Source organism: Mesorhizobium sp. BR-1-1-10, assembly GCF_020165595.1.
Taxonomy (GTDB): domain Bacteria; phylum Pseudomonadota; class Alphaproteobacteria; order Rhizobiales; family Rhizobiaceae; genus Mesorhizobium; species Mesorhizobium australicum.
The window spans coordinates 83,913-107,754 of sequence record NZ_JAIUIL010000001.1 but is presented as its reverse complement, the minus strand read 5'-3'; the positions used below and the strand labels follow the sequence as shown (position 1 = coordinate 107,754).

The 23,842-nt window shown below is 60.5% G+C and carries 18 protein-coding genes and 3 pseudogenes; 19 read left to right on the top strand and 2 right to left on the bottom strand.

Annotation, left to right across the window (positions count from 1 at the left end):
• Positions 1-55: 55 nt before the first annotated feature.
• The 11 genes and pseudogenes from LB555_RS00500 to tdh all read left to right on the top strand — a co-directional run bounded on the left by LB555_RS00500 (position 56) and on the right by tdh (position 13,942).
• Positions 56-607, top strand: coding sequence for a hypothetical protein (locus LB555_RS00500; RefSeq protein ID WP_140876890.1), 552 nt, complete (start codon positions 56-58; stop codon positions 605-607).
• A 145-nt stretch (positions 608-752) separates the two neighbouring features.
• Positions 753-2,417, top strand: coding sequence for an ABC transporter ATP-binding protein (locus tag LB555_RS00495; protein ID WP_140877679.1), 1,665 nt, complete (start codon positions 753-755; stop codon positions 2,415-2,417).
• Positions 2,418-2,453: 36 nt separating this feature from the next.
• A complete protein-coding gene (locus LB555_RS00490; RefSeq protein WP_140876892.1) occupies positions 2,454-4,124 on the top strand; it encodes a peptide ABC transporter substrate-binding protein in 1,671 nt (556 codons plus the stop codon).
• 76 nt (positions 4,125-4,200) lie between these two features.
• Positions 4,201-5,151: an ABC transporter permease gene (locus tag LB555_RS00485; RefSeq protein WP_140876894.1), complete on the top strand. Its 951-nt coding sequence runs from the start codon at positions 4,201-4,203 to the stop codon at positions 5,149-5,151.
• Between the two features lie 32 nt (positions 5,152-5,183).
• Complete coding sequence (locus LB555_RS00480; protein WP_140876895.1) at positions 5,184-6,062, top strand: ABC transporter permease; 879 nt, start codon at positions 5,184-5,186, stop codon at positions 6,060-6,062.
• Positions 6,063-6,177: 115 nt separating this feature from the next.
• Complete coding sequence (locus LB555_RS00475; protein WP_263488860.1) at positions 6,178-7,431, top strand: NAD(P)/FAD-dependent oxidoreductase; 1,254 nt, start codon at positions 6,178-6,180, stop codon at positions 7,429-7,431.
• Between the two features lie 358 nt (positions 7,432-7,789).
• On the top strand, positions 7,790-9,112 hold the full coding sequence (locus LB555_RS00470) for an NAD(P)/FAD-dependent oxidoreductase (protein ID WP_140876899.1): 1,323 nt from the start codon (positions 7,790-7,792) through the stop codon (positions 9,110-9,112).
• A 168-nt stretch (positions 9,113-9,280) separates the two neighbouring features.
• Positions 9,281-10,708 (top strand): threonine synthase, encoded by a 1,428-nt coding sequence (gene thrC, locus LB555_RS00465; protein ID WP_224682087.1) that lies wholly within the window; start codon positions 9,281-9,283, stop codon positions 10,706-10,708.
• 37 nt (positions 10,709-10,745) lie between these two features.
• A complete protein-coding gene (locus LB555_RS29435; protein WP_210243710.1) occupies positions 10,746-11,255 on the top strand; it encodes a phosphotransferase in 510 nt (169 codons plus the stop codon).
• Positions 11,256-11,757: 502 nt separating this feature from the next.
• Positions 11,758-12,909 (top strand): annotated as a pseudogene (locus tag LB555_RS00455) (glycine C-acetyltransferase).
• Positions 12,909-13,942 (top strand): annotated as a pseudogene (gene tdh, locus LB555_RS00450) (L-threonine 3-dehydrogenase). The pseudogenes LB555_RS00455 and tdh overlap by 1 nt, the downstream one beginning before the upstream one ends.
• A 217-nt stretch (positions 13,943-14,159) precedes the next feature.
• Here tdh and LB555_RS00445 read toward each other — a convergent pair.
• Entirely contained in the window at positions 14,160-15,098 is a 939-nt protein-coding gene (locus tag LB555_RS00445) for an ornithine cyclodeaminase family protein (RefSeq protein WP_140876901.1), read from the bottom strand.
• A gap of 305 nt (positions 15,099-15,403) precedes the next feature.
• On the opposite strand from LB555_RS00445, the gene LB555_RS00440 reads away from it, so the two are divergent.
• The 7 genes and pseudogenes from LB555_RS00440 (at position 15,404) to LB555_RS29425 (ending at position 20,800) form a co-directional block, all read left to right on the top strand.
• Positions 15,404-16,267: a GNAT family N-acetyltransferase gene (locus tag LB555_RS00440; protein WP_224682086.1), complete on the top strand. Its 864-nt coding sequence runs from the start codon at positions 15,404-15,406 to the stop codon at positions 16,265-16,267.
• 9 nt (positions 16,268-16,276) lie between these two features.
• Positions 16,277-17,455: an alanine racemase gene (locus LB555_RS00435; RefSeq protein ID WP_224682085.1), complete on the top strand. Its 1,179-nt coding sequence runs from the start codon at positions 16,277-16,279 to the stop codon at positions 17,453-17,455.
• A gap of 56 nt (positions 17,456-17,511) precedes the next feature.
• Positions 17,512-17,703, top strand: a complete 192-nt coding sequence (locus LB555_RS00430; RefSeq protein ID WP_181174031.1) for a hypothetical protein — start codon at positions 17,512-17,514, stop codon at positions 17,701-17,703.
• Positions 17,700-19,154 (top strand): aldehyde dehydrogenase family protein, encoded by a 1,455-nt coding sequence (locus tag LB555_RS00425; protein WP_140876905.1) that lies wholly within the window; start codon positions 17,700-17,702, stop codon positions 19,152-19,154. Before LB555_RS00430 ends, LB555_RS00425 begins: the two co-directional genes overlap by 4 nt.
• Before the next feature lie 140 nt (positions 19,155-19,294).
• Positions 19,295-20,095 (top strand): annotated as a pseudogene (locus LB555_RS00420) (phosphotransferase enzyme family protein); the annotation flags it as partial.
• A complete protein-coding gene (locus LB555_RS29430) occupies positions 20,086-20,604 on the top strand; it encodes an aminotransferase class III-fold pyridoxal phosphate-dependent enzyme (RefSeq protein ID WP_411970734.1) in 519 nt (172 codons plus the stop codon). The pseudogene LB555_RS00420 and the gene LB555_RS29430, both read left to right, overlap by 10 nt.
• A gap of 28 nt (positions 20,605-20,632) precedes the next feature.
• Positions 20,633-20,800: a hypothetical protein gene (locus LB555_RS29425; protein WP_411970733.1), complete on the top strand. Its 168-nt coding sequence runs from the start codon at positions 20,633-20,635 to the stop codon at positions 20,798-20,800.
• A 233-nt stretch (positions 20,801-21,033) separates the two neighbouring features.
• Here the strand turns inward: LB555_RS29425 and LB555_RS00410 are convergent, their stop codons facing one another.
• Entirely contained in the window at positions 21,034-21,510 is a 477-nt protein-coding gene (locus tag LB555_RS00410) for an Lrp/AsnC family transcriptional regulator (RefSeq protein WP_140876909.1), read from the bottom strand.
• A 930-nt stretch (positions 21,511-22,440) separates the two neighbouring features.
• On the opposite strand from LB555_RS00410, the gene LB555_RS00405 reads away from it, so the two are divergent.
• Positions 22,441-23,841, top strand: a complete 1,401-nt coding sequence (locus LB555_RS00405; protein WP_140876911.1) for an aspartate aminotransferase family protein — start codon at positions 22,441-22,443, stop codon at positions 23,839-23,841.
• The last annotated feature ends 1 nt before the right edge of the window (position 23,842 follow it).

Genomic DNA, 23,842 nt, shown 5'->3' with positions numbered 1-23,842 from the left:
CGACCGGCATCGAAAAGCAGCAACCGAGCATCGATGGGCCGGGTAGAGTTTCCCGATGAGCGGCACAGTTTGCCGTGCTTGGTTCTGCACTACCTTTTATTGGTATCCAGATGAGGCATCGCATCGGCGCATCACGGGCTTCGTGCAGGTGGCGCCGGTTGTTGCCTGCCTTCAACGCCTGGATGGTCGCCAATCTATTTCAAATGCGGAAAATTCCGGCGCGGCGGATCCTTCAAATTTCCTGGGCAAGGAATGCCGTGCCCGCCTTGGACAGGTCGGCACGGCCGCTGGCGTCATTGCTCATTCATTTTCGGGCAATCACACTCAGACTCTCACCTATGCCACGCTACCATCATCCATGCCAAACAGAGTGAAATGCCAATTCGGACGTTTTTTTCAGAAGTTCATGCCGCCCGAGCGCCAACTTTCGAAGACTCTGCGGAAACAGAACAGTCACACTGGCTGGAACAACGGGGTACCCTTCCTTACGGCAGGCAAGCTCCCGAGGACCTCCGATAGGCAGAGCTGCCCGATTGGAGAGTTCTCCAAGAAAAGGGAACAATGTCCGGTACACGGCCGGATTTTCATAAGGGAGCCGCCAGGGTGAGCAGAATCCGTCTCTCGCAGCCTCAGGGCGCGAAGCGCCGAGATGGCCAGGCTACGGCTGCTACGGTGACGTGTTGCTGCTCAAGGGGCGATGATGCGGTCCGCAACAGGGTGGATACGCTTCGATGGAATGGGAGGTGATCCAGATGGTCGCAAGTATCCAGGCTGTAGCCTCTCACGATGTGGCGCTTTCGGTGCGCGACCTCACGGTGAATTTGCCGAAAGGCATGGAACGAACCTATGCGGTCGAGAACATTTCCTTCGATCTGAAACGTGGCCAGATCCTCTGCATCATAGGCGAGTCAGGATCAGGCAAGTCGGTCACGGCGAACGCGATCATGGGGCTCCTGCCCAAGGTGATCCGCGTCTCATCGGGTTCAATACAGTTGGAGGGGATGAACATCATCGGCATGTCGCCCGACAAGCTGCGCAATCTGCGTGGTCGGGTCGTGTCGATGATCTTTCAGGACCCGCTCTCGGCGCTCAACCCCTTGATGACGGTGGGTGCACAAATTGACGAGGTCATGGCCGCGCATGGCTTCGGCACATCACAAGCCTGTCGAAACCGCGCCATCGAACTGCTCACCGAAGTGGGCTTGCCAGATCCCGAACTCATGTATCACCAGTACCCTTTCCGGCTTTCGGGCGGGCAGCGGCAGCGCGTCATGATCGCCATGGCCCTGGCGCTCGAGCCGACGGTTCTGATCGCGGATGAACCGACGACAGCGCTCGACGTGACCACCCAGGCACAGATTCTGGAGCTGATCCGCGAAATTCAGCGCCGCAAGGGCATGAGCGTGATGTTCATCACCCACGATTTCGGTGTGGTGGCCGAGATCGCCGACAGTGTCGTGGTGATGGAAAAGGGTCACATCGTAGAGCAGGGCAGCGCCGAACAGGTGTTGAAGGCACCCAAGCATCCTTACACCCAGCGCCTGATCGCGGCCGTACCTCATCTGATCGGCGAGGATCGCCCTCGTGCGGAGCCTGCCAGCAAGGTGCCGATCCTGAAGGTCGAGGGTCTGGTGAAGACCTATCGTGGTGGCGGTGCGTTGTTCGGCGCGCAGCGAATTGTGAAAGCTGTGAACGAGGTTTCGTTCGAACTGGCGCCTGGCCGAACGCTGGGGGTCGTAGGCGAGAGCGGTTCAGGAAAATCCTCGCTGGGCCGGCTTCTGATCAAATTGCTGGACAGCGACGGCGGCGAGATTTTGTTCGAGGGATCTGACATAGCCAAGCTTTCCGAAGCGAAGTTCCGCCCACTTCGACCGCGGATCCAGATGATCTTCCAAGATCCCTTCGCTTCTCTGAACCCACGCTCGACGGTCGGCCACATCATCACGGTAGGCCCGGTGGCACACGGGATGCCTTATGCCCAGGCGCGCGAAGAAGCGCGGGTGCTTCTGGCCCATGTCGGTCTCGATGCCGGCGCCTTTGGCCGCTATCCGCACGAGTTTTCTGGTGGGCAACGCCAGCGCATCGGCATCGCCCGGGCTTTGATGTTCAAGCCGAAGCTTTTGATTGCTGACGAAGCGGTCTCCGCGCTCGACGTGTCGATCCAGGCGCAGATCCTGCAGCTTCTGGATCAGATCCAGCGCGAGACCGGCGTGTCGATGGTCTTCATCACGCACGACCTGCGTGTCGCCAGCCAGATCTGCGACGAAATCGCGGTGATGCAGAAGGGCCGGATCGTCGAGCGCGGACCGCCCTCGCAGATATTCCTGAACCCGCAAGCAGCCTACACGCGCCAACTCGTGGCGGCGATTCCAGGGGAGAGACCGGGCAATGCCCATCCAATTGCAGCAAACGCATGAAAAGTACGCGAAAATCGCCACAAGAGAGGAACTGCTATGACCAAGAATTCAACGACTCAATCCAACTACTCAAGACGCCAGGCGCTGCGACTGATGGCGCTAGGTGGAGCTGCAGGCTTGATCGCGCCCAATTTGTTTGGCAAGCCCGCTTTCGCCAAGACCCCTGCCGGAGGTCCGGCCGGCCGCGTCGTCGTCGGACTCTCGCAAGAGCCGACCGTGTTCAATCCGTTGATGGCGCATATCGAAGTCGATGACGCGGTCCATTTTTCGATTTTCGACGCTTTGGTCAGGATGGATGCCAAGGGAGTCTTTCAGCCGAATCTAGCGGCCGAGGTGCCAAGCCAGAAGAACGGCGGTATCTCAGCGGACGGCCTCAACTGGCGCATCCGGTTGCGTGACAATGCACGGTGGCACGACGGTGAGCCCTTCACGGCCGAGGACGTGAAATACACCCTTGAGCTCATCACGAACCCGAAGTTTCGCGCCTGGCGTACAAGCGGCCATTCGCTCGTGCAGGACATTACGGTGGTTTCGCCCACCGAGATCACATGGCGGATGAAGGAGCCTTTTGCACCCTATCTGTCGTTCCTGGCCGAGACCTTCATCGTGCCCAAGCATATTCTGGAGAAAGAGGCCGATCCGAATGCAGCCGCGTTCAACCAGGCGCCGGTCGGCACCGGCGCATTCAAATGGAGCCAGCGCGTCGCGGGCGATCATATCGAACTCGTCGCCAATCCAGACTACGCCGGCGAAGGTCCGTATATCGAACAGCTCATCTTCAAATACATTCCCGATATGACGGTGCTCTACACTCAGTTCAAGAGCGGCGACGTGGACCTTGTCGATCAGTCATACATCACTCCCGACCACTACACTGAAGCCCAGGAACTGCCAGACCGTCTGGTGACACTGGAGACCGGCGCATCGCTCGAGTCGTTCTACCTGAATATGGGCCGCCCGCAGTTCAAGGACCTGGCAGTGCGCCAGGCGCTCTACGCCGCCTTAGACAGGAAGGCGATTGTCGACACGATCTATTACGGCGTCGGCACCCTCACCGAGACCTTCATGCCGAAGGAGTCCTTCTACTACGACCCGAACCTGCCGGTTCAGGAGTTCAATCTGGACCGGGCGCGCCAAATCCTGGATGAGGCCGGCTGGAAGCCGGGGCCGGATGGAATCCGCGCCAAGGATGGAGTGCGGCTGGCCTTCTCCAACTCGACAACTTCTGGCAACAACCTGCGCGAGCAGACGCAGCAGTTCATGCAGCAGACGTTTGCGGAGATCGGCGTTGAGATGACGATCTCAAACTTGCCGGCTGCTGTCATGTGGGGGGATTTCTGGCTGAAGTCGCAATTTGACACCGCCATGTCCGGCGTCACCTATCTGATTGCCTCGGACCCCGACGCCACAAACCGGCTGCATACGAAGGCAATCGCCGCACAAGGCGGACACGGTTCGAACACCGCGCAATATTCCAACCCTGAGGTCGATGCCCTGCTCGACAAGGGGGCTCGCAGCTTCGATCCGGACGAGCGGCGTGGGATCTACAATCGCGTGCAGGAAATGGTGCGCCATGATCTGCCCTTCCTGCCGCTGTTCGCGTACACAACCGTCCTCGGGCGCAAGAAGGGCCTGGATGGCTTCGAGCCCAATGCCAACACGCGCACCGCGTCGTGGCATGCCGCAGCCTGGCAGTGGAAGGCCTGATCCACTCAGTTGCCGCCGCCCGATTTCAACGCGGCGGCAACAAACAAAAATCGCCAACCCACAACGGAGGACACGAATGCGCGGCTTCCTGCTCAATCGCCTCTCGCAGAGCCTGGTGATGCTTGTGATCGTTTCGATCATCGGCTTCGGGATTCTGAACCTTCTGCCGGGGGGCCCGCTGGCGCAATTCGGGCTCGACCCCGGCATGACCCAGCAGGATATCGAGCGCCTCAAGGGGCTGCTGGGCCTTGATCGCCCCATATGGATCCAATATCTGGACTGGGCTTGGCGGCTGCTGCAGGGCGACTGGGGTCACTCCTTCCGCGACGGAGCGCCGGTGTTGCAGATCATTGGCAGCCATCTCTTTGCCACCCTGCTGCTGATGGGATCCTCAACGGCGATTGCGATCTCCCTTGGCGCCTGGATTGGAATCCGGGGCGCCACGCGCCGCTACTCGCTATTCGACTATCTCGCAACTGTCGGTGCCATGGTTGCATTGTCGGTCCCTACCTTCTGGTTCGGCCTCGTCGGCATCTACATCTTTACCTTGAAGCTGGGCTGGCTGCCCGCGGGCAATATGTCCGAGATCGGCGATAGCTCGATCCTGGGCTATCTCCACCATCTGATCCTGCCAAGTGTCGTGCTGTCGCTGGTCCATGTCGCGATCTGGAGCCGCTACATGCGGACGGCGACCCTCGATGCCATCAGCCAGGACTTCGTCAAGACGGCTCGGGCCAAGGGGTTGAGTGAACGCCGGATTTTAATGAAGCACGTCGTCGGCAACGCGCTTTTGCCGATGATTACGTTGGCCGGGATGCAGCTTCCCAGCGTCCTGACCGGCGCGCTGGTGACCGAAACTGTCTTTACCTGGCCAGGAATGGGACGGTTGTTCCTCGATAGCCTTGGTTACAGCGACTATCCGGTTGTGATGGGGCTGCTGATGTTCTCCGCTATCCTCGTTCTGCTTGGAAACCTGATCGCCGACATTGTCGTCGCTATCGTCGATCCGCGCATTCGACTGGCTTGAGCGCGCAACTTCCCCGACAGGAGACAGCCGATATGACCGCTCTCACCGCAAATGCAGCTCCAAGCCGATGGACAAACAACCGGGCGGCCCTTCGTTTCATGCGGCATCGCCTGGCGCTGCTCGGCTTGGCGATGATCATCCTTCTCAGCCTCGCTTGCGCCGTCGGCCCGCATCTCTTGCCTTATGATTCATTGTATATCGATCTGCGGGCCCGCTTTGCTCCCCCGCTTACGGGGCACCACTTTCTGGGTACTGATCCACTCGGCCGTGACTTGGCGGCAAGGCTCTTGATGGCGGGACGAATCTCGTTGCTGGTGGGCTTCTTCGCCATGCTGTTGTCAACGCTGATCGGCACGCTCGTTGGGGTAATTGCTGGATACCGCGGCGGCTGGATAGGAGCCTCACTGATGCGCTTGGTAGACGGCTTTCTGGCCTTTCCGTCTATCTTCCTTGTGCTGGCCCTTGCCGCAGCCCTGAAACCCAGCCCAATAATGATTACCGTCGTCATCGCTGCGACCAGCTGGATGGAAGTAGCCCGAATTGTAGAGGCCGAGGTCCGCTCGCTCCGCGAGCGCGAATTCGTCCAGGCCGGGCGAATGCTGGGGCTGAGCGGCACACATATCATGTTCCGCGAGATACTGCCCAACGCGATGGGACCGATTATCGTTGCTTCCACTTTGACCGTCGCGCGCGCCATTCTCATGGAAGCTTACATCAGCTTCCTCGGCTACGGCATCCAGCCGCCACTGCCAAGCTGGGGCAACATGCTCAATGGCGCCCAGCAATATCTGGGCAGCGCACCTTGGTTGGCGATCATTCCCGGAGCGGCAATCACCATCGCGGTGACCAGTTTCAATTTCATTGGTGACGGACTGCGTGATGCTCTGGACGTGCGAGATGACCATATTTGAATACCGCGACCGGTAACGTTCCTAACCCCTGAAAGCGCCAAGAGAAGTCAGTCACGTGCAAGAGCCAAAAGTCGCCGAAAAGAACACGCCCTACTGGTGGGAAGCGGCGCCCGTCATGCCGCTGCCGCCGCTGCCCGTTGCAAAGAAGCTCGACGTGGTGATTGTCGGCGCGGGCTATGCCGGGCTTTCTGCCGGGCTTGTGCTGGCGCGCGAGGGGCGCTCCGTAGCCGCTTTTGATGCGATGCATCCGGGCGAGGGTGCTTCCACGCGCAACGGTGGAATTACCAGCGGGAGCATCCGGCCCAACTATGCCACGATCACACGGCGCTTCGGTGAACAGAAGGCCATGGCGATTGAAACCGAGGGCAAGGTCGCGCGCGAATTTCTCTATGAATTGATTAAGACGGAAGGGCTTGACTGCGATTTCCAGCTGGTCGGCCGGTTCATGGGTGCTCTCGGATACGACCAGTACGAGAAGATGGCACGCGGCGCCGAGGCGCTGGCGAAGAGGCTGGGGATCGAATCCTACGCTGTTCCGCGTGCCGAGCAGTGCAACTACATCGGCACCGACTTCTACCGCGGCGGCACGGTTCGGATGGACATCGGTGGGCTGCACCCGGCCAAGTTCCACGCCGAGCTCTTGCGGGTGGCGCTCGCCTCGGGTCTGACGGTGCATTCAAAAACGCCTGTGACCTCGATCGAGAGGGATGGGTCGGGGTTCCGCGTCGCCACTTCGGCCGGAACGGTGCAGGCGCGGCAGGTCCTGGTCTGCACGAACGGCTATACCGATGGGGCCAGTCCCTTCCTGCGCCGCCGCCTGGTTCCCGTCCGCAGCCGAATTATCGCCACCGAGGAACTTCCGCATGAATTGATGGCGCGGCTGATGCCGAAGCTGATGATGATGGGCGAGAACCGGGAGCTAGGCTTCTACTATCGTCCTTCGCCCGACGGCACGCGCATTCTGCTCGGTGGGCGAGACAGTTCCCGCGGCAACAGCGATCCGGCAGCCCCGACGCTCCGCCTGCGTAACGGTCTGGTAGAGCTTTTCCCGGAGCTGGAGAAGGTTCGCTTTTCGCACAGCTGGTTCGGCAACGTGGCCATGAACCGCGACATGTTGCCCCGCATCTTCGAAAAGGATGGCATCGTCTATGCCACGGGCTTTTGCGGTTCGGGTGTGGTCTGGGCACCGTGGGTCGGTACGCGTGCCGCCTCCAAGCTGATGGGTCGCGCGACGGAAGCCAGCACGGCTTTCGACTTCCGACCGCCGGCTTCCATCCCTTTCTATAGGGGCGACCCCTGGTTCTTGCCGGCGATCATCAAAGGCTATGGTCTGCAGGACAAGATCGCTTGGTGGCGCGCCCGCCGCTGACGGCCAAAGGTGACGGCCTTTTGACCGTTCGTCGCTGCGGACCGGCTGTAGGCACCGCGAAGCTTGAGGGCGCTGGCGAAGCGGTATGGAATCAACCAGAAGACGTTGCCGCCCATAACTTCGCATGCAGGCTCAAGACCCTCAAGCGCGAACCAACGGACTCGCGACCAGGCTGCGCCGCCCTGCGCCGAACTGGAACTCGGTCGGGCTTGAGCAGTTCGTATCGATCGGGGATCAAAAACCCGCACATCTGGCGAAGTCCTGGATGATTTCGGCACATTCTTTCGAGCGCACGATGCGATGAAGGGCTGATCGGAACTTTGCTTCCGCATTCTTGGCAGCCGAGGTTGGTTGGAACATGTCGCCCCGAGTCGAACGTATTCACAGCGATGAGCGTCTCCCGGCCGAAGTCGACGTCGTCATCGTCGGCGGCGGCATCCTCGGCTCTACGGCCGCCTATTTCCTGGCGAAGCGTGGCCTCTCTGTGGCTCTGCTCGAGAAGGGCCACGTCGCCTGTGAACAATCGAGCCGAAACTGGGGTTGGTGCCGCCAGCAGAACCGCGATCGGCGCGAACTGGCGCTCTCGGTGATCTCCATGCGACTGTGGGACGAACTGACGCGCGATATCAATCGCGACCTTGGATTTCGACGCTGCGGTCTGGTCTCTGCGACTCACGACGAGGCTGTACTCGCCGGCTGGGAAAGGTGGCGCGAGGTCGCCAGGGAATACGAGGTCGACACCCGCATGCTGAGCCGGGCGGAGGTGGCCGAGCGCGTCCCCGAAGCGCGCGACAAATGGGTCGGCGGGACCTATTCGGGCCGGGATGGCAAGGCCGAACCTGCGCTTGCCGCGCCGGCTATCGCCGAAGGGGCCAGAGCTCTGGGCGCCACCATCCATCAGGAATGCGCCGCGCGCGCGCTCGACTTGGCCAATGGCAAGATTGCGGGCGTGCACACGGAGAAGGGCTACATCAGAACCAGCGCGGTGCTGTGCGCCGCTGGCGCCTGGTCCTCGCGCTTCCTTAGGCCGCTCGGGATCAGTTTCCCCCAAGCGAGCATCCGGCAGACCGCGCTGCGTTCCACCCCGACAATCAACATAGGCGAGGCAATCTCCACACCCTACTGCACGATCACGCGCCGACTGGACGGCAGCTATACGCTTGCGATCAGCGGCAAGGCAAACCTCGAAATCACGCCCCAGGCTATCCGGTATAGCCGGGAATTCATGCCACAATTCTTGCGTCGCCTGAAGAACGTCAGGCTCGGCATCGGCCAATCGTTCGTTTCGGGGCCGGATTCAATGCCGGCGCTGCTGACCAACAACGATCGGATTTTCGAACAGAATCGCGTGCTGGATCCTCCGCCCTTGAAATGGCTGGTGAGCCAAGTTGTGGAGAGTGTCCGGAAAACCTTTCCCCAACTCGGCGATATAAAGATCGATAGCGCCTGGGGAGGCTTCGTCGATTGCACGCCGGACGCAGTGCCTGTGGTGTCGCAGGTGGACGGGGTGAAGGGCCTCGTCCTCGCGGCGGGCTGCTCGGGCCACGGCTTCGGTTTGGGTCCGGGGCTGGGCTATCTGGCTGCAGAGCTTGTCGTAAACGACACGCCTTGCGTCGATCCTACACCGCTCCGCCTGTCGCGTCTGGTCGACGGCTCGAAGCTGGACATCGCCGCTATCTGAAGATCAGCCGGAAGTCACGCCTGACGCGCACCAACAATCGTCGCTATGGCCTGCAGGACAAGATTGCCTGGTGGCGGGCCCGACGCTGACGGCTAGAGCTGGCGGCCCATCGACCATGGAGCACTGCGGCCCCGGCTGAACGATCGCGTCTACAAGGAAGAGCATCACATGCACTACATCTCGACGCGCGGCCACCCCGAACGCAGGAAGTTTTGCGAGATACTGCTTGAAGGTCTGGCCCCGGATGGCGGGCTCTATGTGCCCGAGACCTACCCGCGTGTGGATGACGCAATGCTGGATCGGTGGCGGAGGTTGTCCTATCCGGACCTCGCCTTCGAGATCCTGTCGCTCTACATCGACGATATTCCGCCCGCCGATCTGAAGGCTATCTGCGCGAAGACCTATACGTCCGAAATTTTCGGGACCGCCAGGATCGCGCCGGTGCGCGCGCTTGAGACTTGTCTCCACGTTGCGGAACTGTCGAACGGCCCCACGCTGGCGTTCAAGGACATGGCGATGCAGTTGCTTGGCAATCTGCTCGAGTATGAACTGGCGCGACGGGGTGAGGAGTTGAACATCCTCGGGGCGACCAGTGGCGACACGGGCAGCGCGGCGGAATATGCCATGCGCGGCAAGAAGGAGGTGCGGGTCTTCATGATGTCGCCGCACGGACGCATGAGCACCTTTCAGCAAGCCCAGATGTTCAGCCTGCAGGACGAAAACATCCATAACATCGCCATTGAAGGGGTGTTTGACGATTGCCAGGATATTGTGAAAGCCGTGTCCGGCGATGGTGATTTCAAGAGGCGCCACCGGATAGGCGCCGTCAATTCGATCAACTGGGCCCGGCTGGTGGCTCAGGTCGTCTACTATTTCTCCGCCTACTTCCAGGTCACTGCGGGGAACGCATCAGAGGTCGACTTCACTGTTCCTTCGGGCAACTTCGGAAACATCTGTGCTGGTCACGTTGCGCGCACGATGGGACTTCCCGTATCCCGTCTCGTCATTGCAACCAACGAGAACGATGTGCTCGATGAGTTTTTCCGCACCGGCGTATATCGCGTGCGGGGCCGGGCGGACACGTACGAAACATCAAGCCCATCGATGGACATTTCCAAGGCCTCCAATCTCGAGCGTTTCGTCTTCGACCTGCTCGGTCGCGATGCGAGCCGGACGAAATCAATCTTCGACGACCAACTCAGGGGACGAGGCTCGTTCGATCTCAGTGGGGATTCCGCCCTCGCGCAGGTGGCCGCTCGTTTTGGCTTCTGCAGCGGCAAGAGCACGCACGCCGACCGGTTGGAAACGATCCGTGACACTTGGCGCCGCTTCAACACGCTGGTCGACCCACACACAGCTGACGGCATCACGGTCGCACGCAGGCACTCCGTCCCGGAGGTGCCGATGATCGTGCTCGAGACGGCCCTGCCGGTCAAATTTGCGGAGATCATCAGGGAGGCTTTGGGCCACGAGCCAAGCCGTCCAAAACGGTTCGACGGAATAGAAGATTTGCCGAGGCGATTTAAGGTCCTTCCCGCCGATGGACAGACCGTAAAGACCTACGTCGCCGAAATTTTGCACGGTGCGGCCCGTTGAAGACCGGCTTGAGCAATCGGAGACCGCTATTTCCGCCATGGCTGTATATACGGAGCTATCAGTCGACGAAGTCGCAGCGTTCTTTGGGGCGCTGGGTCTAGGCTGGCCGCGTTCTGTTCGCGGCATCACGACCGGAATTGAGAACACGAACTACTTCGTAGATACCGAATCCGGAGAGTATGTGCTCACCTTGTTTGAGCGCCTCACATTCGAACAATTCCCTTTCTACCTCCATCTCATAAAACACCTTGCGGCGCGGCGAATGCCGGTCCCGAATCCGGTTGCCAACGCGAGGGGCGAAATCCTTCACTCGCTGAAAGGCCGGCCTGCTGTGGTCGTCAACAGGCTTCCTGGCGAAAGCTTGACAGCACCGACAGTATCGCATTGTCGCTCTATTGGGGACATCCTGGCGCAAATACACCTGGCGGAACCGATTACCCACGACACCAGGTCAATCTGCGGGGGCTCGAATGGTGGAACGAAGTGGTGCCGGTGGTCGGCCAATACGTGTCCGATGAACAACGGTCGCTGCTCACCAGCGAGTTGACCTTTCAAAACCGAATTGCTGTGTCCTCCGCCTACGAGCAACTCCCCAAGGGGCCGGTGCACGCTGATCTCTTCGTGACAACGTGTTGTTTGACGGTGGTCAGCTAACCGGCGTTTTGATTTCTACTTCGCCGGATGCGACGCCTTCCTATTCGATATTGCCGTGTGCCTCAACGACTGGTGTGTCGATGACTGCACCGGCCGCCAAGACGGTGAGCGGGCAGCCGCTTTCTTAGGCGCTTATGAATCCGTTCGAGCGCTTACTCCAGCCGAGCGCATATTGCTTCCCGCGATGCAACGCGCTGGAGCATTTCGCTTTTGGCTTTCGCGTCTCTGGGATCTTTACCAGCCCCGGGAAGCTGCAACCCTCAAAGCACACGATCCAAGCCACTTCGAGCGCATGTTACGCGTGCACAGGGAAGAAATCGTATGAGCAAGGCCGCGAAGATCACCAGTGGAAGCGAAGGCAGTATGGCACCACTCTCAAAGACCGCGTTCTCGAGCTGCTTTCGCAGATCGAGGCGGAGGGCCTGTACAAGCGCGAGGCGCGTCATCACTTCGCCCCAGTCGTCCCAGATCGAGGTTGGATGCCGCAAGCTGCTCAATTTCTGTGCCAACAACTATCTCGGCCTTGCCGACAGCGAAGAGCTGCGCGAGGCGGCGAAGGCGGCGCTCGACCAATACGGCTACGGCATGGCCTCGGTGCGCTTCATCTGCGGCACACAAGAGGAACACAAGCAGCTCGAGGCAAAGATATCGAGCTTCCTGGGTATGGAAGACGCGATCCTCTACGGTTCCAGCTTCGACGCCAACGGCGGCCTCTTCGAGACGCTGCTTTCCGAAGAGGATGCGATCATCTCCGACGCACTCAACCATGCCTCGATCATCGACGGCGTGCGGCTCTCCAAAGCGAAACGCTTCCGCTATGCCAACAACAATATGGAGAGCCTCGAGGAAGAACTGAAAAAGACTGAAGGCAGCCGCTTCAAGCTCATCGCAACCGACGGCGTCTTCTCGATGGACGGCATCATCGCGAATTTGGCGGGCGTCTGCGACCTCGCGGAAAAATATGATGCAATGGTGATGGTGGACGACAGCCACGCTGTCGGCTTCGTCGGTGAGCATGGCCGTGGCACGCCGGAATATTGCGGCGTCGAGGGCAGGGTGGACATCATCACCGGTACGCTGGGCAAGGCGTTGGGGGGTGCCTCCGGTGGCTATACGGCGGCGAGCACGCCGGTGGTTGACTGGCTGCGCCAGCGATCGCCTTACCTCTTCTCCAACACACTGATGCCAGCGATCGCGGCAGCATCGCTCAAGGTTTCGACATCATCGAGAGGGGCGACCGGCTGCGTGAAAGTCTCTACGAGAACGCGCAGCGCTTCCGCTCCGGCATGGAAAAGCTCGGCTTCACATTGGCCGGAGCTGATCACCCGATCATTCCGGTGATGATCGGCGATGCTGCGCTGGCTTCGCAGATGGCCGATATGCTGCTTGAGCGCGGCATCTATGTGATCGGCTTTTCCTTCCCGGTCGTGCCCAAGGGCCAAGCCCGGATCAGGACGCAGATGTCGGCGGCCCATTCGGCAGCCGATATCGACCGGGCAGTTGCAGCGTTCGGTGAGGTCGGCCGCGAACTCGGAGTGATTGGCTGATATCCAACATGATGCGCGCACTCGTCAAAACTCGCGCCGAACCGGGCATCTGGTTGGAAGAGGTGCCGGTGCCGGAGATCGGCCCCAACGATGTGCTGATCAAGGTCAGGAAAACCGCGATCTGCGGCACCGACGTGCACATCTACAATTGGGATCAGTGGGCACAGAAGACCGTGCCCGTGCCGATGGTGACCGGCCATGAATTCGTCGGCACGGTCGCCGATTTCGGCGCCGCGGTCACCGAATACAAGATCGGCCAGCGCGTCTCCGGCGAGGACCACATCGTCTGCGGTCATTGCCGCAACTGCCGCGCCGGGCGAGGGCATCTCTGCCGCAACACGCTGGGCGTCGGCGCCCATCGCCCCGGCGCCTTCGGCGAGTACCTGGCGATCCCGCAGCACAATGTGGTGCCGATCCCTGACGACGTCCCCGACGAGATCGCCGCCATCTTCGATCCCCTGGGCAATGCGGTCCACACGGCGCTGTCGTTTGATCTCGTCGGCGAGGACGTGCTGGTCACCGGCGCCGGGCCGATCGGCATCATGGGCGCGCTGGTGGCGCAATGCGTCGGAGCGCGCAAGGTCGTCATTACCGACATCAACCCGGTGCGGCTGTCGCTGGCCAAAAAACTCGGCGTCCAGCATGTCGTCGACGCCTCGAAGGAAAAGCTGCGCGATATCATGCCGGCGCTCGGCATGACCGAAGGTTTTGACGTCGGTCTCGAAACGTCTGGCGCCGCACCCGCCTTCCGCGACATGATCGACGCCATGAACAATGGCGGCAAGATCGCCATTCTAGGCATCGCGCCGACCGGCTTCGAGATCGACTGGGACAAGGTCATCTTCAAGATGCTGCATCTCAAGGGCATCTATGGCCGCGAGATGTTCGAGCCTGGTACAAGATGATCGCACTGGTGCAAGGCCCGCTCGACGTCACCGGCCTCATCACCCACCGCATCGGCATCGACGATTTCCAGACGGGGTTTGACGCGATGCGGAGCGGCAGTTCGGGCAAGGTGGTGATGGATTGGTAGCCGGCGGTCGGGACTAGCCTCGAGAGGCGCGATCTACCCATGAAATTCCGGAGCCCCGCGATTTCCGATTCCTGAGGTGTTCCACTCAGGGCTGCCTTGTGTGGTTGGCGGTAGGCCGGCGGATTTGCGCTCGCACCGGGCCGCGGAGCTCCGTCGTAAGGCTCTTTGTTCCAGTGCAGCCGCACCATCGAGGCGGGACTTGTCGGTGCGAAGCTGATCAGCGGCGGGGCGTCTTGGCGCTGATCAGCGCGTCAGCCATGTAGAGGTCCTGCAGGGAGATACCGGAGCTGTCGAAGACAGTGATTTCGGTGTCGGAGAGGCGTCCGGACACACGCTTGGCAATGACGTCGCCGACTGGTGCTACTGCAAGCACGCCGGCGTCGATCTCGTCGCGCACGTGTTGGAACTCGCCGATCTGAACGGACTGGGAAAGCAGATCGCAAAACAGACGCGCGTTGGGAAATAGTTCGCTCGGCAATTCGCGCTTGCCTGGGGCATCCGACCCCATGCTGACGATATGGGTTCCGGGTCCCACCCAGGCGGCATCGAACAGCGGTTCGCGTGAGGGGGTCGCAGTGACCACGATGTCGGCCGCGCGCACGGCTTCTTCGGGCAAGACGGCGCGCGCATCCAGGCCTTTTTCGCCGATCTGATCGACAAAAGCGTCGAGCCGCGGCGAAGGCCGCGCCACGACCAGCACGGTTTCGATTGGGCGGATGCGAGCCAGCGCCATCACTTCGAAGCCTGCCTGGTTGCCGGCACCGAATATCGCCAGGACCTTGGCTTGCTTGCGCGCAAGGAAATCCGCAGCAACCGCGTCGGCGGCGGCCGTCCTGTAGGCGTTGACCTTTCCGGCCTCGATTACAGCGCGGAGCCGTCCTGTATTCTGATCGAGCAGCACGATGGTGGAGTTGTGCCGGGGAAGGCCACGTGCGGGGTTGCCCGACCAGAAGGAGCCGATTTTCACTCCGGTCAGGTCGTCCGACGAGCCGGATTTGATAGAGAAGGTATTGCTCGCCTCCTGCGTGCGCCCGATGACAGCAGGGAAGACCCAACTCTGCCCCGAGGCTGCTGCCTCGAGAGCCTCCCGCGCCGCCTCGAAGGCAAGTTCATGCGTGACAAGGGCGGCTGACTCGTCTTCGCTGATGTAGATCATCCGAAATTCCTTCTGAGCATCAAGCGCTCATCGCTGAGACGTGTCCCGGCTATGCCATCGTGGAGGCTGAGAACACATCCGTTTTGGATGGGTGCGGAGGACACGCCGAGCGAGGGTAATCACAAACGGGGACTCAAGCTGCCCGATATTGTTCGCCCGATTTGTGCAACTTGGCGTGCCGAGGAACTGCCGAAAACGAATGATCTCGCTTATTTGAAAGGGCAAAACAGCAGAGAAATCTGCTGTTGGGGCGCAATTCTAAGGTCCGACTTCAATTCGACAGCGATCAAGAGACTGCACCTCCCATGGCCCCCCAACTCGAGCGAGACATCGTCATCCCTAGCGAGCTGATGAAATTGGAAACCCGTCATTTGCCGGGCGCACTGAAGCTGTCGCAGGAGATGGGCTGGCCCTATCGCCTGGAGGATTGGGAATTCGCCGCCGCTGTCGGCAGGGGCCTGGTTCTCGAGCAGGCAGGGCAGGTGATTGGCACCGCCATGTCGTGGATTTACGGCAAGGCTTTTGCCACCGTCGGCATGATCATCGTCACTGGCCCCGCGCAAGGCGGTGGCAACGGTTCGCGGCTGTTTGATGGATTGCTTGAGGCGGCGCAGGGTCGCAACGTGCTGCTCACGTCCACCGAAGAGGGGCTCGCGCTTTACAAGCGCCGCGGCTTCACTGCCTGGGGCACGGTGCTCCAGCACCAAGGCCTGCTGACCACTGCGGTGACGCGGGGGGGCGGTGACGGTGTGCGTCAGGCGACGCTCTCCGACCTCGCCGCGATCCAGGCGTTCGATGAACGGGCCACGGGCATGCCGCGACCATCGATGGGCGCGGCACTCGCCGATGTGGGCAAGGTCGTCGTAGTCGAACGCGACGGGCGGATTGCCGGCTACGCCATCAGCAGGAGGTTCGGCCGTGGCTATGTCATCGGCCCCTGTGCGGCCGAGTGTGACCAGGATGCGCGGCTTTTGATCTTGGCGCAGCTTTCTAAGCTTCATGATCAATTCGTTCGCATCGATATCTATGCCGAAGATAGATTGGGCGATTGGCTCGAGAGCCTCGGCCTCCAGCAGGTCAGCTCGGCGACCGCCATGGTCAAGGGCCAACGGCCTGTCTCCGAGGGCTCAGCCCATATGTACGCGCTGGCAAACCAGTCGTTCACCTAGGAAACGAGAATGAACAAGATGGCGGCAAACCTGGCAGCGAGCGAGACGACCGAGACGTTCGACGCCTTGATTACCCCAGCGCTGCTTTTGGATCGCGGACGGGTCGAACGCAACATTCAACGGCTGGCTGAGCGTGCCAAGAAGCTTGGCGTGGTGCTGCGCCCCCATATGAAGACGGCCAAAAGCATCGACGTCGCCCGATACGCGTTCCCTCGCGAGCCCGGTCCGATCACGGTCTCGACCATCGCCGAGACGGAATATTTCGCGGACCACGGCTTTCGCGACATCACTTATGCGGTTGGCATCTCGCCGGCTTCGGCCAGGCGCGCCATGGAGCTTTGTCGCCGTACCGGCGCTGATGTGAAGCTGTTGCTCGATACTGTGGAGCAGGCCGATGTCTTGGCCGACGCGCGCCAAGCCACCGGCATGGCGCCATCGGTGTTCATCGAACTGGACTGCGATGACCATCGCGGCGGATTGAAGCCGGACGACCCGAGATTGCCCGACGTGGCCAGCAGCGTCGTCGCTGCCGGTGCCAAGCTCGTCGGGGTGCTCGCTCATGCGGGCGAATCCTACGGCTTGAACACACCCGATGCACTGGTCAGGGCAGCAGAGAATGAGCGTTCAGCCACCGTGCGCGCAGCTGAAGTCTTGCGCGCCCATGGCCATGCCTGTCCGATCGTCAGCGTCGGCTCGACGCCAACCGCGCATTTCGCCCAGAATCTCGAGGGTGTCACGGAATTGCGCGCCGGGGTCTACATGTTCTTCGATCTCGTTCAGCACGGGGTTGGCGTCTGCGACCGCGACGATATCGCGATGTCCGTATTGGCCACGGTGATCGGCTCCAAGCCGGAAAAGGGATGGGTGCTGGTTGATGCCGGGTGGATGGCACTTTCGCGCGACCGGGGAACCGCAAACCAGCAGATCGACCAGGGTTACGGTGTGGTCTGCGACGAGAAGGGGCGGGTGCTTGAAGATGTGATCGTGGCCCAGGCCAGCCAAGAACACGGTATCCTCGCCATTCGTGCCGGCTCTCGAAAGTCCATGCCGGAGTTGCCGCTCGGGGCTCGGATCCGAATTCTGCCCAACCACGCATGTGCGATGGCCGCCCAGCATGATTTCTACAGCGTCGTTAACGGGGACAGCACCAGGATTGAAGCGCGTTGGGAGCGGATGCGCGGCTGGTAGGCGCGCAACTATGCCTCGGATTTCGCCCAATCAAATCAGCATTGGTGGTCAAGAAAATGAAGTTTACCTCTTACTGGCTGGATATGTCGACGCTGATAGGCAGCACCACGGCTGATGTTATGGATGGGCGCCCCGACTTGAATCCCTGGAAGGATTTCAACTGGCCGGCGATCCCCGGCTATTTGGGGCGTACCTTGTTCCTGCCGGTTCTCGGTGCCTATTACCGCATGAAGGACCTTATCGGGTGATGACGCCCCTCGAACACCTGTCGCGCAACGGCCACCTGGACAAGTTCTTCATCGAAGGTCGATGGGCCGAGCCGCGCGGCACCGCGCCGGGAGTCGTCATCAATCCCGCCACAGAAGAGGTCGTTAGCCAGTTTCCGCTCGGCAATAGCGAGGACGTGGACGCAGCCGTGTCAGCGGCTCGAAGGGCATTCGCCACCTGGAGCCGGACCACGCCAGAATACCGCGCGGGTCTGCTCGATAGCCTGCAAGAGTTGCTGGAGGCCCGCGGCGAACTGTTGGCTCAATGTCTCACCCTCGAAATGGGCGCGGCGATCGGCTATGCGCGCAGCGCTCAGGTGCCGCTGGCTATCGCGCATGTTAAGGTTGCGCGTGATGTGCTGACAGCCTTTCCCTTCGTCAAGCAGCGGGGGCAAACCGCCATCACCCACGAACCGATCGGTGTCTGCGCCTTGATCACTCCATGGAACTGGCCACTTTACCAGATCACCGCCAAGGTTTCGCCGGCTCTCGCTGCAGGCTGCACGGTCGTGTTGAAGCCGAGCGAGCTTTCCCCCCTGGACGCTCTTCTGTTCGCCGAGGCGATCGAGGAGGCCGGCTTCCCTGCCGGAGTTTTCAATCTGGTGCAAGGTGATGGTGCATGCGTGGGTGCTGGTCTGGCATCCCATCCGGATGTCGACATGATCTCCATTACCGGGTCCACCCGCGCGGGCATTGCGGTGGCCCAGGCGGCAGCGCCGACCGTCAAGCGTGTCGCGCAGGAACTGGGTGGCAAGTCCCCCAACGTGATCCTGCCTGACGCCGATCTCGACCGCGCCGTTTCCGTGGGCATAGCCGCCGCCTTCCGCAATCTCGGCCAGTCATGCAGCGCCCCGACGCGCATGATCGTGCCACGCGAGCGGCTGTCCGAGATCGAGGCAATCGCCAAGAGGGCCGCGGCCCAGGTCGTCGTCGGAGATCCTCTTTCGGAAGCCACAACTCATGGGGCAATTGCCAACCGTGCCCAATTCGAACGCATCCAAACCATGATCGGCGTCGGCATATCGGAAGGAGCCAAGCTCGTCATCGGCGGGCCGGGTCGTGCACACGATCTGAACGTCGGCCTCTTTGTGAAGCCGACGATCTTTTCGGACGTGCGCACTAGAATGCGCATTGCACAGGAAGAGGTTTTCGGTCCAGTTCTCTGCATCATCCCCTACGACACAGTCGAGGAGGCCGTAAGTATCGCCAACGATACGGTGTACGGCTTGGGAGCCCATGTGCAGGGCGAGGACTTGGATGTCGTCAGGGACGTCGCGTCGCGCATTCGCTCCGGCCAGGTTCATCTCAATTACCCGGCCTGGGATCCGCACGCCCCGTTTGGCGGTTTCAAGCAGTCCGGAAACGGACGTGAATATGGGATCGAGGGCATGTTGGAATATCTCGAGGTAAAATCCATCCTCGGATATTTCTAGGCGACAGCTTTGCCCGGTGCAGAGGCGCGCCGGCTGCGCCATCCATGCCAACAGGCGCCTTCAATGGGCACCCCGCATCCAGGGGCACTATCTTCGCATTCTTCCGTTGGCAGTGGTGGCGCTAAGGGACGGACGGCCGCCGATTAATCATGAGGACGTCGATGCGACCAGAGGCGGTCGACAGCTGTCGTTTTCAATCCGGCACCATAGCCGGATTGGAAGGGGCAAGAGGCTTTGTCGCACCCCAAGTGGTCCGCACGACCAACGGCGCATTGATGTTCGAGCAAGGGGGAGTATGCGGCTATCTGCAGACCCGAATTGAAGGGATGCCACTGCATCAGGCGATGCCCACCCGCGACCTGCTTTTTCGAACCGGCAGCGCTCTGGCCCAACTGGACCTAGCTCTTGATCGGGTCAGCGTGCCCGCGGCCCACCGTCCCGCTCTATGGCATGTCGGTTGCTGGTCGAGATTGAAGGAACTGCAGGAGTACCTGCCCTCCGGGACGGTCGCCGGCTGCGTTCGCGTCGCGATGGGCGAGTATACCGAGTTTGTTCAGCCGCAAATCTCGGATGTGGCGTGGCAGGTAACGCATAATGATCGCAGCCCGTCCAATATGATGGTGACCAAGCGGGGAATGGGTTTTATCGATTTCGGCGATGGCTGCTGGAGCCCCAGGATCCAGGATCTGGCGATCGCTGCAAGTCATGTTGTAAAGGATGCGACACTTCCTTTGGGTGGCGCCGAACATCTCATTGCTGGCTATGCCTCTGTCATTACCCTTTCGGCGCTGGAAGCAAGGCTGCTCGTCGGACTGATGCGGGCGCGACAAAGCGCACTGATCTTGATCAACTACTGGCGATCTCATCTCTTTCCGGTGTGCCGGAATCGCAGGCAGCGGACTTTTTCGAGGCGCAGATCCGTTCGGCCATTGTGGATCTGAACCCTCGCAGCATTGGCGTCGCGGCCCTGCTCATCGACAGTATTTTTTCCAGTGATGGCGTTTGGGTGGATCCTCCCCGCTTCATTGCCAGTGGCGTTGAGGCGGTGCGGGAGGCAGGTGGTCTCATCATCGCCGACGAGGTTCAACCGGGCTTCGGACGAACCGGGGCTCATATGTGGGGCTTCGAGCGGCACGAGATCGCTCCGGATCTGGTTACCCTCGGCAAGCCGATGGGCAATGGATTTCCAATTGGCGCTGTTGTTGGTCGCAGAGCACCGATGGAGCAATTTGGTGCCACATCTCGCTACTCGAACACTTTCGCCGGAAATACAGTTGGCATAGCGACGGCGGACGCCGTGCTGACAATCCTGCAGCGTGATCAGATCCCCAGAAAGCGCATGCCATGGGTCAGCGCCTTCGAGCCGGGCTGGAGAAAGTCGCGCAGCAGCCTTGCGGGGTTCGCGGAATCCGAAACGCTGGGCTTTTTTGGGCGTCGACATTGGGCCTGAGAGCGCGCCCTCGGCGGACCGGCGTGCAATGGCTTTGGATGTCGTGAACGCACTGCGCGACGACGGGGTGCTTGTCAGCACGACAGGCGCCAACGAGGATTCACTCAAAGTGCGGCCTCCGCTCGTCTGCGAAGCCGAGCATGTTGACCTTTTCCTTGCATCCATGAAACGCGCGCTGCTCAAGGTCACAGGCTAGAGGCGGGCGAGCCGTTAGGCATTCCCTGTCTGCCCGCCGTTCAGAAACCGGCCAGCGTGTGCTCGTACACCGTGACGACGGAGCTGCCGAAAACGGGCAGCTAGCGGGTGTCGATCAGCTTACGCGAGCCAGTCTTGATTACACAATGAGCGAAGCGTCCCCAGGCCGGTTCGGCGTCGTAAGCAAAATCCAGCACAAATTTCCTCAAGCCAAACAGCGCCCTTCATCCAAGATCATGAGAAATCATCGGGGTCGATCGGAACGGAAAAGCCGACTTTGACACGGTCCATGATCACCATTGTTTTAAACCCCTTAATATCTGGGTTCTCATAAAAAAACTTGCGGGTAAAACTCTCATAGTCTTCCATGCTTTTGGCCGTGACGATCAGCACGAAATCCGCATCGCCGGTTATATAATAGCCATTCATGACCTCCGGCGTGTGTCGAATGGACTGCTTGAAACGGTCGACTATATCCACACGCTCACGTTCGAGAGACACCAAAACCAGCATTGCGATCGGACGGCCGACGGCCTTGGGTTTTACGACGGAGATGTCGGCCTCGATCACTCCCTCATCCCGCAAGCGCTTGACGCGCCTTTGCACCGCAGTGGCGGAAAGGCCCACCATATCGCCGAGTTCCTCGCTCGTGTGGCGATTGTGTGTCTGCACCATTCTCAGCAGGCGTGCGTCAAGTTGGTCAAGCCGCATAAACATTCCCGCACATTTGATTTGTTGATCGCGATCACATGACCCCGAGAAAGCTGCAGATTGTCGTCCTCAGAATGCGAATCGCGGTGCCTTGGATGCGGGGTCGCTTCAGAACGAGGTCGAATAGATCCTTGGCAGTTACCGCCATTTGGAAATCGACAAGCGCGCCGCAGCACTCAAAGTCAGCGAGTTCGGCCTACGCGATCGATGTCCTTCGTTCCCATCAAACTGCCTTGTAGATCAAAGGTAGGCCCAACAGCATGGCAGAATGTGCCGCAATGCGTGCTCATTCCGCAGGACCTCGATCTGCCGGTCGCAAAAACCAGCACGAACTGCCGTCTCATTCGCCTCTTGAGCGAACCGGCCGAAAGTCGCTGTCCCTCTGTCTAGCTACAAAACGCCGTCGACATGGGGTCTGTTGAACCTGCCAGTTCGAGTGCTCTTTCACGTTTGGGTAAAATTCCAAGCCATGAGATATGTCGCTTGTGATTGGGCCGCCCCGTCGACGAAACCCAGCCTGCCCGAAGTCGGCGATTCATGGAGCTCTCCCAGAGAGCCCGCAACCATGACAGCGGGCGGACCGCAGACGGTCTTCGGCTTGCGAGGGTGATGTCCGCCGCGCTCGCCCCTGAGTCACGAGTGCTTGAGGCGCCTTAGCACCCCAGTGCCGGAAAGGCGTATCATGTGGCCGAGGCTTCGGTTGTGTGATGGTTGGGCGTCTGCGGGCGCCCATCAAACGGTCAATCCGCGTGACTGTCCTGCTGCGTGATTTCTGCATCCTGCGCAAAACAAGGCAGGAATCCTGCGTCATTGTTCCGGTTTCATCGCAAAATCAGCGCACTCGTTCCATTAGCCTTCACTCAACGAGTCGATATGTCGGAAGACGTGCCTCACGGCAGGCGCGGCGTGGCTGCGTAGGGACAATGGCGAATGGTAAATGTTGCTGAAATTGCGGAGATGGACCGCAGGACGGTGCTCCATCCCTTCACTTATCTGAAGGATTATGCATCCGGCGGGGTCGATCCTACGATCGTCGAGACAGGAAAGGGCGTCACGATTCAAGACGCCACCGGTCGGGAATATATCGACGGCTTTGCCGGCCTATATTGCGTCAACATCGGCTATGGCCGCACTGAGGTCGCGGAGGCGATTTCCCGGCAGGCCTACAAGCTCGCCTACTATCATTCCTATGCGGCGCACACGACGGAAGAACTTGCGCGGCTTTCGGACCGGCTGGTCAGGATGGCACCGGGCAACATGTCCAAAGTCTTCTACGGCCTGTCCGGCTCGGATGCGAATGAGACCCAGGCGAAGATCGTTTGGTATTACAATAACCTGCGGGGAAAAACGAAGAAGAAGAAAATCATCGCGCGGGAACGCGGATATCATGGATGTTCCGTCGTCTCTGGCTCGATGACGGGAATGAGTTTCTATCACGACCACATGGATCTGCCGGTCTCCGGCATTCTCCGCACCGGCGTCCCGCATTTCTATCGCGGTGCGCATCCGGGAGAAACCGAGCAGGACTTTTCGGCGCGGCGCGCCGATGAACTGGAGGCGCTCATCCTGGGTGAAGGCCCGGATACCGTGGGCGCGTTTATCGCCGAACCGGTGCTGGGGACCGGTGGCATCACGCCGCCGCCGATCGGATACTGGCCGAAAATCCAGGCTGTGCTACGCAAATACGACGTTCTGTTGATCGCCGACGAGGTGATCTGCGGCTTCGGGCGCACCGGTGCCATGTTCGGATCGGACCTCTACGGCATCGAGCCCGACCTGGTAACCGTCGCCAAGGGCCTGACATCGGGTTACGCGCCTCTTTCGGCGTCCATCGTGTCACAGAAAGTCTATGAGGTCATGGAGGAGGCAACGCCGCGCGTCGGCGCCTTCTCGCATGGCTATACCTATTCCGGACATCCCATCAGCGCTGCTGCGGCGAACGCCGTCCTCGACATCGTTGAACGCGAGGATCTTGCCGGTCAGTCGGCTCGGAAAGGTGCTTATCTTCTTGCCCGGTTGAAGGCGGAGTTCGTACAGAATCCTATCGTCGGCGAGGTTCGGGGCATTGGCATGCTGGCAGCCTTGGAGTTCGTCGCCGACCGCGGAACAAAAGCCACTTTCGATCCGGGGCTGAAGGTTGGCGCACGCATCTCGCAGGCAGCCCGCGACCGAGGCCTCATTGCTCGCGCCATGCCGCATGGAGACATCCTAGGCTTTGCGCCGCCGCTGGTCATGACGGAGGCGGAGATCGATGAGATGGTCAGTATTGCCAAGGCGGCTGTGGACAGCGTGCTCATAGACATGGATGCGCAAGGCGCGGTGGCCGGTTAAC

What these genes read in the sequence shown, in the direction of transcription:
- LB555_RS00405 (WP_140876911.1), top strand. Translation starts at nt 22,441, where the DNA reads ATGGTAAATGTTGCTGAAATTGCGGAGATGGACCGCAGGACGGTGCTC.
- LB555_RS00440 (WP_224682086.1), top strand. Translation starts at nt 15,404, where the DNA reads ATGGCCCCCCAACTCGAGCGAGACATCGTCATCCCTAGCGAGCTGATG.
- LB555_RS00410 (WP_140876909.1), bottom strand. Translation starts at nt 21,510, where the DNA reads ATGCGGCTTGACCAACTTGACGCACGCCTGCTGAGAATGGTGCAGACA.
- LB555_RS00470 (WP_140876899.1), top strand. Translation starts at nt 7,790, where the DNA reads ATGTCGCCCCGAGTCGAACGTATTCACAGCGATGAGCGTCTCCCGGCC.
- LB555_RS00495 (WP_140877679.1), top strand. Translation starts at nt 753, where the DNA reads ATGGTCGCAAGTATCCAGGCTGTAGCCTCTCACGATGTGGCGCTTTCG.
- LB555_RS00485 (WP_140876894.1), top strand. Translation starts at nt 4,201, where the DNA reads ATGCGCGGCTTCCTGCTCAATCGCCTCTCGCAGAGCCTGGTGATGCTT.
- LB555_RS29425 (WP_411970733.1), top strand. Translation starts at nt 20,633, where the DNA reads ATGGCTTTGGATGTCGTGAACGCACTGCGCGACGACGGGGTGCTTGTC.
- LB555_RS00445 (WP_140876901.1), bottom strand. Translation starts at nt 15,098, where the DNA reads ATGATCTACATCAGCGAAGACGAGTCAGCCGCCCTTGTCACGCATGAA.
- LB555_RS00490 (WP_140876892.1), top strand. Translation starts at nt 2,454, where the DNA reads ATGACCAAGAATTCAACGACTCAATCCAACTACTCAAGACGCCAGGCG.
- thrC (WP_224682087.1), top strand. Translation starts at nt 9,281, where the DNA reads ATGCACTACATCTCGACGCGCGGCCACCCCGAACGCAGGAAGTTTTGC.
- LB555_RS00475 (WP_263488860.1), top strand. Translation starts at nt 6,178, where the DNA reads ATGCCGCTGCCGCCGCTGCCCGTTGCAAAGAAGCTCGACGTGGTGATT.
- LB555_RS29435 (WP_210243710.1), top strand. Translation starts at nt 10,746, where the DNA reads ATGGCTGTATATACGGAGCTATCAGTCGACGAAGTCGCAGCGTTCTTT.
- LB555_RS00430 (WP_181174031.1), top strand. Translation starts at nt 17,512, where the DNA reads ATGAAGTTTACCTCTTACTGGCTGGATATGTCGACGCTGATAGGCAGC.
- LB555_RS00500 (WP_140876890.1), top strand. Translation starts at nt 56, where the DNA reads ATGAGCGGCACAGTTTGCCGTGCTTGGTTCTGCACTACCTTTTATTGG.
- LB555_RS00480 (WP_140876895.1), top strand. Translation starts at nt 5,184, where the DNA reads ATGACCGCTCTCACCGCAAATGCAGCTCCAAGCCGATGGACAAACAAC.
- LB555_RS00435 (WP_224682085.1), top strand. Translation starts at nt 16,277, where the DNA reads ATGAACAAGATGGCGGCAAACCTGGCAGCGAGCGAGACGACCGAGACG.